This is a genomic window from Rhodococcus sp. UYP9 (genome assembly GCF_040547235.1).
Taxonomy (GTDB): Bacteria; Actinomycetota; Actinomycetes; order Mycobacteriales; family Mycobacteriaceae; genus Rhodococcoides.
The window spans coordinates 1-14,653 of record NZ_JBEPPH010000002.1; the positions used below are offsets into that span (position 1 = coordinate 1).

Consider the following 14,653-nt stretch of genomic DNA (forward strand, 5'->3'; position numbering starts at 1 on the left):
GCCGGCCGTATGCCGGGACACATGAACGTGTTGCTTGCCGAGGCCGACGTCGAGTACGACGCGATGAAGGAAATGGACGACATCAACGACGAGTTTTCTCGCACCGACGTCACCTTGGTGATCGGCGCGAACGATGTCACCAACCCGGCTGCTCGCAACGATTCGTCTTCCCCGATCTACGGGATGCCGATTCTGAACGTCGATCAGTCCAAGTCGGTTATCGTGCTCAAGCGTTCGATGTCCTCCGGATTCGCGGGAATCGAGAATCCGCTCTTCTTCGCCGAGGGCACTTCGATGCTCTTCGGTGACGCCAAGAAGTCGGTGTCCGATGTGACCGAGGAACTCAAGGCGCTCTAATGCGACACTACCTTCGGCTCCGCGTATCGAATGCGACTCCGCTCTAGCTGTAGTGCTGGGCTGTGCCAATTTTCCGCAAACAACCCCACCTGCTGGTGTCGCTTGCCCGGCGGGTGGGGTTACCCATTTGCCAGGCCCCTCGTCGCGGGCGGGATCACCCAGCTGAACTGACTCGTCGAGCTTGAACGGATGCTTGTGAAGTAGGCCAGTGGCAGAGCAGGGACTGCGAATCACTGACAGTGCTTGGTCCGTCTGACTCGCGTGGTGCCGGACGAAGCAAAAAACGACCACACCGATTCCGCATGTTTCGCATCTCGGTCAGCGGTGAAAGAAAAATCACCCAGAGACGACCGAGGATGCGGGGCGTCCTGGAGCGGGCTTTGAGTCATTCTGCCGTGCAGGTGAATTCAATGATCGTACGGCCATAGTTCCAGTCTGATCCGCTGCTACCGATGCGCCGGTAGCGGGCAAGTACGAGGCCATGGCACCAGTCGCCCGCTGAACCACATGCGAAGCTCTCACCCGGTGGCTCGCGGTGGACACCCCGCGGCGTCTCGGGAAGAAAAACTCAGTACGATACGTGTGCGAATCAACGAACCACCGTGTCGCGAGGCATACCTTCACATCCGCAGCGACGGCAACGCTTATCGGCTCCACGACTCGCCACGCCAGCGGAACGAGGTCGGCGTCGAGGCGGCAGAGTGCGATCAGGTCGGGGTGGCGAGGAGTTCGTCGGCCCTGGACTCGAGTACTAGTGCTTCGCTGAATTGCGAGTCCAAGGGGTCGATTTGGGGCACAACAAGTTACGAAGCTACCCGATAATCCCGTATTCCTTGATGTGGTGGTAGAGGGTGCTGCGACTGATTCCGAGGTACTCGGCGGCGTGCGCCTTGTTACCGTGACAGCTTTCCAACGCCCTGATGATTGCGTCACGGCTGGCCTGCTGCCACGGGGTCATCGACTTGGTGGTGGATTTCATCCGCAACTCCGTGGGCAGATCGGCAACGTCGATGAGCGCTCCGCGCAAGCGCACCATGGAGCGGAGCACGGTGGACAACTCCCGGTGGTTACCCGGCCATGAATAAGATTCGAGTACGCGAGTCGCTTTCGACGTGAAGCGGTAGCGCACGCCGGGACCCGCCAACTCGTTGAGTGTGGTGATAAGTTCCGAGCGCTGCATGCGCAAGGTCGGCAAGTCCAGGCGACGCTCGAAGAGGTCGAGCATTCGAGCGCTGTCGCTGTCCGAGATCGTGAGCGCGGCCAAAATTCGCGGTGCGCCGACGAAGAGCAGGTTTTCGACGAGCGCCTGCGATAGGGCGGACAGCTGGTCCAGGTTGTCGATGACGAGTAGATCGTGGCAGGGCCTGTCGGCCAGAGCGCGCAGCTTAGCCTCGACCTCGGTCTTGTCCGATGAGCGCCCGTCGATGGTGCAGTGCGACTGAGTACCGGCCGCCTCCCGCAGTGCAGTACTGCGACCGGTACCTGACTCGCCGACGATCACGCCTGAGTCGTTGCCGGTGCGAAAATCGTCGAACCATTGGCGCAGGCGGCTCCAATGGCGCAGAGGCTCTGCGGTGCGCGGGACCATCGGCCGCTGTCTGCTCTGCACCCGGATCAACACCCCGTCCGAGTCTCCGACCAGTTCCATGTCCACCTGGGCGGTATACCCGCTGGTCAGCTCGATTTCGGCGCGGGTGGACCTGTGTAACCCCTCGGCGAGCTGCTGCAGCCAAGCCAGATCGGTCGAGGACAGCACTCTCGCGGCGGCCGAGCTCTGCAACACCATGGACCGCGACACGGCCACCACCATCGCGGCCGGATGCTGAGCGGCCTCCTCGAAGGCTCGGATCACCGACTGGGACTTACTGCCGACGCTGCGCTTGATGTTTCGTTCGATCTCGGCGATCGCCGAATCGACGAACGGCCGCATCAAGGCAGACTCGGCACCTGCATCGCTCATGATGTCCAGCACACCCACCAGCTGACCGTTGAGCGGGCTGAAGATAGGGCGGCCGTAACAACTGTAGTTGTGCAAGCCCTCCACATAATGCTCTGGACCGCGAACGAACAGCGGCTCGCGGGTCACGAACGGTGTGGCCAGAGCATTGGTTCCGGTGGTTTCCTCGCGCCAGAGAGCTCCAGGGGTGGCACCGATGCGCGCAACGACCGAGTCGATCTGAGTGCAGCCGTTGATAGTTGCCAACATCTCGGCCCTCGCGCCGACGAGCATCACCGACAGCCGTTCGCCGTCGATCTCGTTGCGGACCCGGTCGAGGACCGGGGCGGCTGAGCGAAAGAGCCGGCTCTCTGTGTCCACGCTGGCGGAGGTGGGCGGATCCATGGGCTTGGACGGATCGAGACCGGCCTGCTGAGAACGCGCCCAGGACGCCTTCAGATTGCGGCCCTCTCGGCTCGCGGAGAACGTTGCGAATGCACGCTCGACACTGTCGACCATTGACACCAGACCTCTTATCAACTTAGGCGGAGGCTATCCAGCCAGCGGCTCAGCACGTCCTACGCAGCCGCTCGACTGTGAAACCGATCACTGGCAATGGTTCATACCGTAGCCGAACGGACAGCCGGCAGACCCCCGGTATGCGGATGTACGGATCACGGACAAATAGCTGTGACGGAAGTCGCAATGATGATCTTGGCGCTTTTCCCAGTCCGATTGTCGGGCCACTGACCCGCTGGAAGGCATACACGGCAACGGCCTTCCCCGTTCATACATGCACAACATTCGAGAGGATTCTGATGACCTCACTACTCACGCCCAGCACCGCACTGAGCTTCGATCTATCATCCAAGAAGTACGGCCAGCTGATTGACGGCCGACTGGTCGACGGCGCTGACGAGATGCCGGTGTTGGATCCGGGTACTGCGGAGAGAATTGCGACCACTCCGGTCGCGTCGTCCGAGCAGCTGGACCAGGCAGTGCAGGCCGCTCGACGCGCCCTGCCCGGCTGGGCGGCTCTCGGATACGACGAGCGCAGCAAGGTTTTGCACGCAGTGGCAGATGTGCTCGCCGCTCACCACGAAGAACTCGCGCAACTGACCACGCTCGAACAGGGAAAGCCGATAGGCGAGGCCCGCGACGACGTGGCGTGGTCCATCGATTTCACTCGCTACTTTGCTGACTACCGCCTCGACAACGAGATCCTGCGCGACGACGCGTCGAGCTACGTGGAGTTGCGCCGCAGGCCGGTCGGTGTGGTCGGAGCGATCACGCCATGGAACTTCCCGCTGTTCCAGGCCGTCTACAAGTTGGCTCCGGCACTGATCGTCGGCAACACGATGGTCCTCAAGCCCTCACCGACCACCCCGCTTGCCACCATTCACTTCGCCGAGCTGGTGCGTGAGGTGATCCCGGCCGGTGTGTTCAACGTCGTCGGTGATGGCGGAGACCTCGGCCCTCTGCTCACCTCTCACGAGGGGATCGACAAGGTGTCGTTCACCGGCTCTACGGTGACCGGAAGGCGAGTCATGGCTGCGGCCGGCCCCACCCTCAAGCGCCTCACCTTGGAACTCGGCGGCAACGACGCGGCAATCGTGCTGGACGACGCTGACATCGAGAAGACCGCCGACGGTCTGTGCAACTGGGCCTTCGCCAACGCCGGTCAGGTATGCGTGTCCATCAAGCGGATCTACGCGCCGTCCTCGCTCTACGAGCCGTTGGTCGAAGCGCTCGCCCAACGCGTGTCTGCACTGACCGTCGGCCACGGCCTCGACCCGCTGACCCAGCTCGGTCCGGTACAGAACGAGATGGCCTTCCAGAAAGCACGGGAAGCACTGGAGGTGGCTGCACGGGACGGCCGAGTCGTGGCCGGCGGTGAAGTGCTCGACCAGCCCGGTTACTACGTGCAGCCCACGCTGGTGCGCGACCTGGACGAGAACAGCCCCCTGGTTCGCGAAGAGACCTTCGCCCCGATCCGCTCGGTGATGCCCTACGACGATCTGGACGACGCGATCGCGCGCGCGAACGACACCCAGTACGGCCTGGGTGGCTCGGTGTGGGGCAGCGATGTGGAGCGCGCGATCGAGGTCGGCGCTCGATTGAACGTCGGTACGAGCTGGATCAACCACCACTTCCAGCTCACCCCGGACGTGCCGTTCGGTGGCGTAAAGCAGTCCGGTCTGGGTGCGGAGTTCGGCCGGAGCGGAATCGAAGAGTTCACCAACGTTCACGTTGTGAACCTCAAGCGCTCCTAGCAGACGCGTCACCAACAGCCTCGACGGCGCAAGTGCGCTGCCGCCGAAGAGAACTGAACAAAACTTCCGAGCCGCTCCCACCGGGGAGTGGCCGCGGCCAACCGAAGGAACCGAAATGAAAACCCTCGCAGCTGTCGTCATCGAGCCGGGCAAGCCCATCGAGATCGAAGAGCTCACGCTCGAAAAGCCCGGCCCCAACGAAGTGCTGATCCAGTACCTCTACGGCGGCCTGTGTCACTCCGATGTACACATCTCCATCGGCGACACGATCGCCCGCCTTCCGATGGTTCTCGGCCACGAGGGCGCGGGAATCATCCAAGAAGTCGGGCCGGGCGTCACCAGGGTCAAGCCGGGCGACCACGTCGTCTGCTCGTTCACCCCTACCTGTGGCCGGTGCAAGTACTGCGCAACCGGACGTAGCTCGGTCTGCGACATGAACGCCGCAATGCTCGATGGCCACCTGGAAGGCCCGCGCTGGCCCATCAGCGGGCCCCGCGGAACGTACGGCGCAATGTGCACCCTGGGCACCTTCAGCCAGTACAACGTGATCAACCAGTACTCGGTCGTCAAGGTCGACGACGACATCCCCCTCGACAAGGCCGTACTGGTCGGCTGCGGTGTTCCCACCGGCTGGGGTTCGGCTGTGTACGCCGCAGAGACCAAGCCCGGTGACGTCGTTGCCATCTTCGGTATCGGCGGCATCGGCATCAATGCCGTGCAGGGAGCCAAGCATGCCGGCGCTCAGCACATCATTGCCATCGATCCGCTGAAGAACAAGCGCGACAAGGCAATCGAACTCGGTGCCACCCTGGCCTTCGAGACCGCGGCCGAGGCCAAGACGGCCATCGACGACCTGACCAACGGACAGGGTGGCGATTCGGCGATCATCACCACAGACCTGATCACCGACCAGCAGGTTAGCGACGGGCTGTCGATGATCGGACGCTGCGGTGTCATGGTGCTCACCGCGCTCAACCGTATCGACGAGGTGACCGTCAAGGTACCGAGTACCGAGATGAGCTACTTCCGCAAGACCATCAAGGGCTCGCTCTTCGGCGATTGCAACCCGGCCTACGACATTCCGAAGCTCATTCGCATGTACGTCGACGGCAAGCTCGAGCTCGACGGGCTGATCACCAAGGAGTACAGCCTCGATCAGGTCAACGAGGGCTACGCCGACTTGTTGGCAGGCAAGAACATTCGCGGAATCATCAAGCACCAGCACTGACCGCTGCTCGGCCACGCGGTGGGGCAGCGCCATGTAGACGGTGCTGCCACCACCGCGTATCCGGCTGTCTCCATGACACTTCGACTGAAGGGCTTCACATGACGCTCACTGTGAGTGAGTTCGTCGGCGCCGCGGGCGGCGGCGCCTTGGGAGCGGCACTGGGTGCGCTGGGGGGCTTCGCCCTGATGGGCGTCATCGTCGTGGTCGCCACCCTGCTGGCATCGGTCGATCCGGACACCACGCTGGTCGGGGGCCTCGCTTTCGGCCCCGTTTTCGGCCCCCATGTGATGTTCGCCAGCGGTGCGGCGGCCGCCGCTTATGCCACCTACATCCGTCGTCACGACTCCGCGCGTGATATCGCGCAGCCGCTGATTACGTATAACAACATGTCCATCGTTGGTGTCGGCGCATTATTCGGCGTGCTGGGCCAGTTCCTGGCTCGCCTTGCCGGTAGCGTCCCTGCCGTCCGCACCTCTGATGGCAAAGAAATTGCGATGATGGATTCGCTCGCGGTCAGCGTGGTGCTCACTGCGCTGATCGCCGCCGCCCTATGGGCGCGCAAGCCCGCTGCCATACGCCAACAATGGCTGCCCTGGCAGCACAATGCCGCCGCGGTGCTCACTATCGGCGCCGTCGCCGGCGCGGTGGCCGGATCGGTCTATCTAGCCTGGCCGGAGGAGTCCCGGCCGATGGCAGGACTGTTCCTTTACGGCGCGTCAGCGCTTACACTGCTCGCTCTCGTCTTCGGTAAAGCGGTGCCGGTGACCCACCACATCACGCTGCCCGCGGCGTTGACCGCCGGCGTCGCTGCTGCGCACACCGACGAGGCCACGCTGATTCTGCTCGCCGCCGTCGGCTCAGGCCTCCTTGCCTCGGTGCTCGCAGAAGTCTGGGCGAGACTGGTCCTGGAGCGCTGCCGTATGCACCTGGACCCGCCGGCTGTCGCCATTGCGATCATGGCAACCTTGCTGGCCCTCATTCAGCTCGGGATTGGCTGACACGGACACCATCGAGCCGTGAGCCGGGCAGCTCGGCCCGGATGGTGAATGCAGACCACCCGTGAAGAAAATCGCAGCCATTCAAAGAATTCGGTGCATTCCGCACATACGCGAACAGAAAGAAGTCTGTGAACCAATGGCCAATTTTGACACTCTCACCCTGACCGTCGACGACGATGGCATCGCCCAACTGACCTTGGACCGGCCGGAAGCGCTGAACGCTCTGAACTCAGCGATGATGACCGAATTCTCCAAGGCCCTTCGCGAGGCAACCAGATCCGGTGCGCGCGTGCTGGTGCTGACTGGCAACGGCCGCGCTTTCGCTGCCGGCGCGGACATCGCCGAGATGCGCGACCAAACTTTCGGAAGCATGAACGACGCCAACCACCTCGCCTTGTGGGAAGGACTAGCCGACCTACCCATCCCGACCATCGGCGCGATAAACGGGTTCGCGCTCGGGGGCGGCTGCGAAATCGCCATGATGTGCGACATTCTCATCGCCGGCGCGAGTGCGTCCTTCGGCCAGCCGGAGATCGCACTGGGCATCATCCCTGGGATTGGTGGAACGCAAAGGCTGACCCGAATCGTGGGCAAAGCCCAGGCGATGGATTTGATCCTTACCGGACGCCGAATCGATGCCGACGAAGCCCACCGGATTGGTCTGATCAGCCGCGTTGTCCCCGACGGTGAGGTAGTCGAACAGGCTCGCGTCATCGCCCGGCAGATAGCCGGATTCTCCCCGCGTGCGGCGCGGGCGGCTAAAGAATGTGTCCTGCGGGCCGACCAGACCTCGCTGGCGGAGGGTTTGCTCTTCGAACGGCGCTGGTTCCATTCGCTTTTCGCGTTCAGTGACCAGACCGAAGGCATGACAGCTTTCCTGGAGAAGCGTCCGGCCAGGTTCCTCGATGCCTGAGCGCGACGCGGCCGCACCGCCCACGATTTACACCACGACGATGGATGACGCCAGCCGGGACCCGGGTGACTTCTGGATGACAGCAGCACGTGCAATCACCTGGATCGATGAGCCGAAGCGTCCCTATGAGGAGAACCCGAACGGCCTGGTCGATTGGTTCCCCGGGGCGACTCTCAATACCGCGTACAACGCCCTGGATCGGCATGTCGACGCTGGTCGCGGTGACGCGCCGGCACTCGCGTACATTTCGGCCGCTACCGGCCTGGAGTACGTCTACAGCTACCGTGAGCTTCTCGAGCAGGTATCCCGGGCGGCCGGCGCCCTCGCCGGACTGGGCGTGAGCCGGGGCGACCGGGTGCTGATCTACCTGCCGATGATTCCCGAAGCGGTCATCACGATGCTGGCCTGTGCGCGCCTGGGTGCCGTACATGCAGTGGTCTTCGGCGGCTTCGGCGCGGCCGAGCTCGCCTCCCGCATCGATGATGCGCGGCCGGCCGTCATCGTCACTGCGACCGGTGGCCTGGAGCCCGGCCGAATCGTGCCCTACCTGCCGTTGCTCGACGCCGCGCTCACCGAGGCGCAACACCGTCCCGGGAACGTCGTCGTGGTGAACCGGCCACAGATCGAGCCCCCCGCTGGGCGCGGGGTCGACTGGCCGGAACATGGATGGTCCGAACTGCTCGAGGCTGCCGAGCCGGCAAGCTGCGTCCCGGTCGTTGCTACCGATCCGCTATACATCTTGTACACATCCGGCACCACAGGAAAGCCGAAGGGGATCGTCCGTGACAACGGCGGCCACGCCGTCGCCATGCAATGGTCAATGCAGTACGTCTACGGCATCGAGGCCAGCGACGTCGTCTTCGCCGCCAGTGACATCGGCTGGGTGGTGGGGCACTCCTACATCGTCTACGCGCCACTTCTAACTGGTGCCACCACCGTGCTGTTCGAGGGCAAACCGGTCGGCTCCCCCGACGCCGGAGTCTTCTGGGACATCATCGAGCGGTATGGCGTCAACGTGCTACTCACCGCGCCCACCGCGATGCGGGCGATCCGGCGCGAAGATCCGCAGGCTGCTCTGCTCGTTCGGCGGGACCTGCACACGCTGCGCGGAATTTTTCTGGCGGGAGAGCGATTGGACCCCGACACGCAGCGGTGGCTCGGCCAGGTGCAGCCGGCTCCGGTGATCAACAACTGGTGGCAGACCGAGACAGGCTGGCCTGTGGTGTCGAACTTCCTCGGCCTGACTTACTTTCCGCCCAGACCAGGTGCATCGACAAAGCCGGTCCCCGGTTTCGTCGTGGGGATCCTCGACAGCGACGGGAACGAGGTCGAGTCCGGGCAGGAAGGTGCTGTGTGCCTGCGGTTGCCGCTGCCGCCCGGCTTCATGACCAACGTGTGGGGTGATGAAGCCCGCCTGGCGAAGTCATATCTGAACCAGTACCCCGGATACTATGACTCCGGCGACGGCGGCCATATCGACGAGGACGGGTACGTATACATTCTCGGCCGCACTGATGACGTGATGAACGTCGCCGGGCATCGGATGTCGTCGGGGCAGATCGAGGCGGCTATTGCCGAACATCCGGGTGTTTCCGAGTGCGCAGTCGTTGGGGTCAGCGACTATCTCAAAGGGCAGCGTCCTTATGCAGTCGTCGTGCCGGAGCTCGACCACGTGGACCGGGTCGAAGAACTGCGTACGCAGATCCAAGAGCTGGTCCGTCATCAGATCGGACCGATCGCCTCACTAGGCGGCATCGACATCGTTGCCGCTCTACCCAAGACACGTTCAGGGAAGATAGTGCGCCGTTGTCTGCGACAGATCCTCGACGGAGACAAGCCTGATATTCCACCGACTATCGAAAACGCTTCGGTCGTCGACGATCTGATATTCACACTCAAAGCAACAAATCGCTGAATCGGTCCCCGTACGAGGCCACATCGAATCGAATATCCAAGGAGGAAACGCTTCAATGTCCACTTACCTCGCCCTTACCGCCGTCCTCACCGATGGAACCATCCATCCGGAGGTCCGAGAGCTCGAGCAGCAGGCCCTCGGACCCGATGAGCTACGCATCCAAGTCCGCTATTCCAGCGTCAACTTCAAAGACGCTCTCGCCTTCACTCCCGGAGGCGGCGTCGTTCGTGAGTATCCGATCGTCCCCGGCATCGACATCGCTGGTGTCGTCTCCGAATCAACCTCGCCCGACTTCCAGGTCGGCGACAATGTGATCGCCCACGGCTACGGGATTGGAACCGCCCGTGACGGCGGTTACGCGCAGGAGGCCGTCGTGCCGGCGGCATGGACTGTGAAGCTCGAGGGACTCACGCTGCGGGAAGCTGCCACCATCGGCACCGCCGGTTTCACCGCCGCGATGAGCGTGGCCGCAATCCTCGAATGGGGCGTCACCCCCGATTCCGGTCCGGTCATCGTCACCGGCGCTACCGGGGGCGTCGGATCGACGAGCATCGATCTGTTGTCGGCGAAGGGCTTCGAAGTGGTTGCCTCGTCCGGTAAGCCAGATGCCACGCAGCGCCTGCATGACCTGGGTGCCACCGAGGTGATCGGCCGCCTACCGCTGGACCCGGACGCCAAACGTAGGCCGCTGGGTCGGAGCCGGTGGGCCGCGGCCGTCGACTGCGTCGGCGGCGCAGCCCTTGCCGATATTCTGAGCACCATGAATTACGGCGGAGTCGTCACCGCCAGCGGGTTGAACGGCGGTATCGCTCTCGAGACCACAGTGATGCCGTTCATTCTGCGAGGGGTGGGCCTGCTCGGTATCGACTCGGTACAAATGATGATCGCCTCCCGTCGCGCGCTTTGGCAGCGAATCGAAACCGAGCTCAAGCCGCGCAACCTGGAAAACATCTGCGTCGAGGTTCCGATCAGCGAGGTCTCGACAGTGGTGGACGCACTACGGCGCGGTGAGTTCACTGGTCGTGCTGTCATCGACATCAGCGAGAGGTGGGCATGACACTGGTGCGGGGTCACCGGATAACGAGCTGTGCTGTGGGTTATAAGGAGGCATCGAACTTCGTCGAGTGCGTCGACGGCGTTGGTGAGTCGCGGCGGAATTTGCCTCCATCTTGGAGGGCATCGATGACAGCGCCGTGAATTTTGCGGAATGCGCACATAGGAGTGCCATAGCCGATGAGGGCGGTATACGAGGTGGTCGGGTCCATTCATAGGTCCACCCAGCCTCGAACCGGCGTCGAACCGGCGTAGCGTCGATCCAATGCGGCGTGTCGCGGTGGGTCTGTTGGCAGCTCTCGCGCTGGTGAGTTGCTCCCAGAGCCCTTCCGGACAGGATCCCGCCGACCCGGTTACCGAACTGCCTCCGGCCATCGACTACGTCGCACTCGGTGACTCTGCGGCTTCGGGACCGCTGATTCCGGACCAGGTGGGATTCGCAGGGTGCCTGCAATCAGACGAGAACTATCCGCACGTGTTGGCAGGCTTGATCGGGGCCGCGTCGTTCACCGACGTGTCGTGTTCTGGCGCGAAGTCCGAGAACATCACCACGGTCGAGCAGATCACCGACAGCGGGTCGGTGCCCGTCCAACTGAATGCGCTCTCTGCGGATACGGACCTGGTGACCATCACCATCGGCGGCAACGATGTGGATCTGGTGTCGACGGCGCGTCAGTGCATCAACTTCTCGCCGGAGCCGACAGGGCGGTCGTGTCGAGATGCTCTGACCGAGGGCGGCACGGACAAGCTCGCCGACGCGATCGCCGCGGCGGCTCCGCGCTGGGGGCAGGTCTTCGAGGACATCAAGGGACGCGCCCCGAACGCGGATGTCGTCGTAGTCGGCTATGGAACCTATGTACAACCGGGCGGTTGCTATGGCGTGCAGCCGGTATGGGCCCGAGACGCCGACTACCTGCAGCGGAGCATCGACACGATGAACGACGCTCTCGCCGAGCAGGCCTCGCAGCACGGTGCGAGTTTCGTCGATACCAGGCCCGTCAGTGTCGGTCACGACGCATGCGCAGCGGGCGATCAGCGCTACCTCGAGGGTGTGTTCCCTCTGAACCGAGCGGCACCACTTCATCCGACTGCGGCAGGAATGGCGGCATTCGCCCAGGTGGTAGGAGATTCGCTTACGCTGAACTGACCGCGGCTCCCAACGGGGGGAGCCCACGCTCGGTAGGTGGACTTCATGGCATCGCTCGACGAACTTCTCGCACAGATTCCCATCGGTCAGATTGCATCGAAACTCGGTGTCGACGAGGAGACGGCGAAATCTGCTGTCACTCGGGCATTGCCCACATTGGTCGGCGGCCTCGAAGCCAATGCCCAAGACCCGGCAGGTGCTGCGTCTTTGGAGAATGCGCTCCAGCAGCACAGTTCTTCGGGATTGCTCGACGGCGGCGTAGACATCGACCAAGTGGACGAGTCAGACGGTGCGAAGATCGTGTCGAATGTGTTCGGAGACAAGAAGAACGATGTAGCAAGCGCGCTCGGCGGAATCAGCGGCGGCGCGGACAGCAGCCTCGTGAGCAAAGTGCTGCCGATCCTCGCGCCGATCGTATTGGCTTATCTGGCAAAGAAATACACCGGCGGTCAGAGCTCGGGTGGCTCGGGCGGCGGCGGTCTCGGTGACCTGCTGGGCAGTGTCCTCGGCGGAGCAACCAGCGGTTCGGGATCCGGCGGCGGCCTTGGCGGACTCCTCGGCGGCATTCTAGGCGGTGGCTCCGGTGGCGGTATCGGCGATCTGCTCGGCGGATTGCTCGGGGGCGGCAAGAAGTAGCGCGTTCGAAGTCCACGACTCGGGAACTGGCCCGATACAACTTCGTCGACCGGTGCGATCGTTGGACCATGGTGACAATGACGGCGGTGGCGGGGGTGTTCGCCGTCGCTCTGGCGATGGTTCTGACCCCCGGTCCCAACATGGTGTATTTGGTGTCGCGCAGTATTTCTCAGGGCAGGGTCGCTGGGCTCGTCTCGCTCGGCGGCGTCGGGGTGGGGTTGGTCGTTTATGTGGTGGCGACCAATCTCGGGCTGGCAGCGATGTTCGCTGCTGTTCCGGCGCTGTACGCGGTCATCAAGACGGCCGGCGCCTGCTACCTCGCCTGGCTGGCGTGGACGGCACTGCGCGGGAGCCGATCGGTGTTCGAAGTTTCAGGACTGCAGCATGATTCGAATACTCGACTGTTCACGATGGGGATACTGACCAATCTGCTGAACCCCAAAATGGCCGTCATGTACATCTCGATCATTCCGCAGTTCATCGACCCTGCAGCAGGATCGATACTGATGCAAGGACTGGCACTCGGCGGCGTTCAGATTCTGGTCGGGCTTACCGTCAACGCCTTGATCGTGCTTGCTGCAGGATCGATCGCGATGTTTCTGGCGTCGCGGCCGTCGTGGATCAAGCTGCAGCGTTACGTGATGGGCACGGTTCTCGGGCTGTTGGCCGTCCGGCTTGCGGTCGATCCTTCTCGCCCTGTTCCCGCGTGAAATCGCGGCGGCTCGAGTCGAGAGATGACCTCAGACCATGGCCGTCAGGACACCCCCGTCGGCACGCAGTGCTGCACCGTTGGTGGCGGCGGACAGCGGACTTGCCAGGTAGACAGCGAGGTTGGCGATCTCGGTGGGTTCGATGAACCGTTGCAGCAGTGAAGTCGCGTTGCCGCCGATGATGGCGGCCTTGAGGTCATCGGCGGGCATTGCCTGAGCTCGAGCGATCTGGGTGACAGTGGCTGCGACCCCGTCGGAATAGGTCGGCCCACCGAGGATCGTGTTCACGGTTACTTCGGTTCCGCGTGTGAGCTTGGCGAGGCCGTTGCTCAGCGCGAGCATCCCGGCTTTTGTGACTCCGTAGTGCACCATGTCGGCTGGTATGTTCACCCCCGATTCGCTGCCGACGAAGATGATCCGGCCCCACCCGGTTGCGAGCATCTTGCCCAAGACGTGCCGCGACAACCGGACCCCGCTCATGACGTTGATGTCGAAGTAGCGTTGCCATTCTTCGTCGGAAATCTGTTCGAAGGGCGCGAGCTCGAAGAGGCCGACGTTGTTGACGAGTATGTCGATATCGCCGAGAGATTCCAGAAGCCGGCCGACGTCTACTGGATCTTCGAAGTCTGCAACGGCCCCGGAGATCGTCGCGCCCGGAACCTCTAGCCTCAATTGCCGGACGGCCTCGTCGAGCTTGCTCTCGCTGCGCCCGTTGATGACGACCGACGCTCCCTCCTGGAGGAGAGCTCGCGCAATCGCGTAGCCGATTCCTTGCGTAGAACCGCTGATGAAAGCCGACTTGCCGTGCAGCTGCAGATCCATGTCTCTCCTGGTGCGCTCGATCGATGCCGTACAGGGCACCAAATGACTTTCTCAGTCAAGTAAAACTATGGTGATTAACTTTCTCAGTCAAGTCATCGGGCGTGGTGTCGAGTAGTCTGCTCCCATGCCGGACCCCAGCGAACGAGCAGCGCTCAGCGACGAAGACCTCCAAACATGGGCCGCCCTGGCCACTCTGCTGGAGTGGCTGCCCACTGCTCTCGACGCACAACTCCAACGCGACGCGGGCCTGACTCACTTCGAGTACGGCATCCTCTTCGCCCTCTCGAAAGCGGACGACCGCACCCTCCGCATGAGCACGTTGGCAAGCTATTCCAACAGCTCACTCTCACGGCTCTCGCGTGCAGTGGCGCGCCTCGAGACAAAAGACTGGGTACGACGCGCTCCTGATGCTGCGGACGGCCGCTACACCCTGGCGACCCTGACAGAGTTGGGGTCGGCGAAGGTCGACCAGGCAGCCCCCGGGCACGTGGACGTCGTCAACCGGCTCGTCTTCGACCCGTTGACGCAGGTCCAGGCGCGTCAGCTCGGCGGAATCAGTCGTCGCATCATGACGGCGATCCGTTCCGAGGAGGGCTGGCAACCTTCGGCCGACCCCGGGCGCCCACGCTGAGAGCGCACACCCTTTTTCCAAAGCGGCGCGCTAC

Annotated in this window: 13 protein-coding genes; 11 read left to right on the forward strand and 2 right to left on the reverse strand. The window is 63.1% G+C overall.

Annotation, left to right across the window (positions count from 1 at the left end):
- A partial coding sequence (locus ABIB36_RS06255) for an NAD(P)(+) transhydrogenase (Re/Si-specific) subunit beta (RefSeq protein WP_354560198.1) occupies positions 1–357 on the forward strand: 357 nt, incomplete at its 5' end.
- An 811-nt stretch (positions 358–1,168) separates the two neighbouring features.
- Here the strand turns inward: ABIB36_RS06255 and ABIB36_RS06260 are convergent.
- The gene (locus ABIB36_RS06260; protein WP_354560196.1) at positions 1,169–2,812 is read right to left on the reverse strand and encodes a sigma-54-dependent Fis family transcriptional regulator; all 1,644 of its coding nucleotides are present in this window, start codon (positions 2,810–2,812) and stop codon (positions 1,169–1,171) included.
- Between the two features lie 299 nt (positions 2,813–3,111).
- Here ABIB36_RS06260 and ABIB36_RS06265 point away from each other — a divergent pair, with 299 nt between their 5' ends.
- The 9 genes from ABIB36_RS06265 (at position 3,112) to ABIB36_RS06305 (ending at position 13,166) form a co-directional block, all read left to right on the forward strand.
- Positions 3,112–4,566 carry an aldehyde dehydrogenase family protein gene (locus tag ABIB36_RS06265; RefSeq protein WP_354560194.1) on the forward strand — a complete coding sequence of 485 codons (1,455 nt, stop codon included), beginning with the start codon at positions 3,112–3,114 and terminating at the stop codon, positions 4,564–4,566.
- A gap of 115 nt (positions 4,567–4,681) precedes the next feature.
- On the forward strand, positions 4,682–5,794 hold the full coding sequence (locus tag ABIB36_RS06270) for an NDMA-dependent alcohol dehydrogenase (protein ID WP_088942683.1): 1,113 nt from the start codon (positions 4,682–4,684) through the stop codon (positions 5,792–5,794).
- A 98-nt stretch (positions 5,795–5,892) separates the two neighbouring features.
- Positions 5,893–6,792, forward strand: coding sequence for a DUF7973 family transport facilitator (locus ABIB36_RS06275; protein ID WP_354560192.1), 900 nt, complete (start codon positions 5,893–5,895; stop codon positions 6,790–6,792).
- A gap of 136 nt (positions 6,793–6,928) precedes the next feature.
- The gene (locus ABIB36_RS06280; protein WP_354560190.1) at positions 6,929–7,705 is read left to right on the forward strand and encodes an enoyl-CoA hydratase-related protein; all 777 of its coding nucleotides are present in this window, start codon (positions 6,929–6,931) and stop codon (positions 7,703–7,705) included.
- A complete protein-coding gene (locus tag ABIB36_RS06285; protein ID WP_354560188.1) occupies positions 7,698–9,620 on the forward strand; it encodes an AMP-binding protein in 1,923 nt (640 codons plus the stop codon). Before ABIB36_RS06280 ends, ABIB36_RS06285 begins: the two co-directional genes overlap by 8 nt.
- A 55-nt stretch (positions 9,621–9,675) precedes the next feature.
- On the forward strand, positions 9,676–10,677 hold the full coding sequence (locus ABIB36_RS06290; RefSeq protein WP_354560186.1) for an acrylyl-CoA reductase family protein: 1,002 nt from the start codon (positions 9,676–9,678) through the stop codon (positions 10,675–10,677).
- A 261-nt stretch (positions 10,678–10,938) separates the two neighbouring features.
- The gene (locus tag ABIB36_RS06295) at positions 10,939–11,820 is read left to right on the forward strand and encodes an SGNH/GDSL hydrolase family protein (RefSeq protein WP_084345802.1); all 882 of its coding nucleotides are present in this window, start codon (positions 10,939–10,941) and stop codon (positions 11,818–11,820) included.
- Between the two features lie 45 nt (positions 11,821–11,865).
- Positions 11,866–12,456: a DUF937 domain-containing protein gene (locus ABIB36_RS06300; protein ID WP_354560184.1), complete on the forward strand. Its 591-nt coding sequence runs from the start codon at positions 11,866–11,868 to the stop codon at positions 12,454–12,456.
- 68 nt (positions 12,457–12,524) lie between these two features.
- Complete coding sequence (locus tag ABIB36_RS06305; RefSeq protein WP_354560182.1) at positions 12,525–13,166, forward strand: LysE family translocator; 642 nt, start codon at positions 12,525–12,527, stop codon at positions 13,164–13,166.
- Positions 13,167–13,196: 30 nt separating this feature from the next.
- On the opposite strand, the gene ABIB36_RS06310 is transcribed toward ABIB36_RS06305, so the two are convergent.
- The gene (locus ABIB36_RS06310) at positions 13,197–13,988 is read right to left on the reverse strand and encodes an SDR family NAD(P)-dependent oxidoreductase (RefSeq protein WP_084345800.1); all 792 of its coding nucleotides are present in this window, start codon (positions 13,986–13,988) and stop codon (positions 13,197–13,199) included.
- Positions 13,989–14,112: 124 nt separating this feature from the next.
- On the opposite strand from ABIB36_RS06310, the gene ABIB36_RS06315 reads away from it, so the two are divergent.
- Positions 14,113–14,619: a MarR family winged helix-turn-helix transcriptional regulator gene (locus tag ABIB36_RS06315; RefSeq protein WP_084345799.1), complete on the forward strand. Its 507-nt coding sequence runs from the start codon at positions 14,113–14,115 to the stop codon at positions 14,617–14,619.
- Positions 14,620–14,653 lie beyond the last annotated feature (34 nt).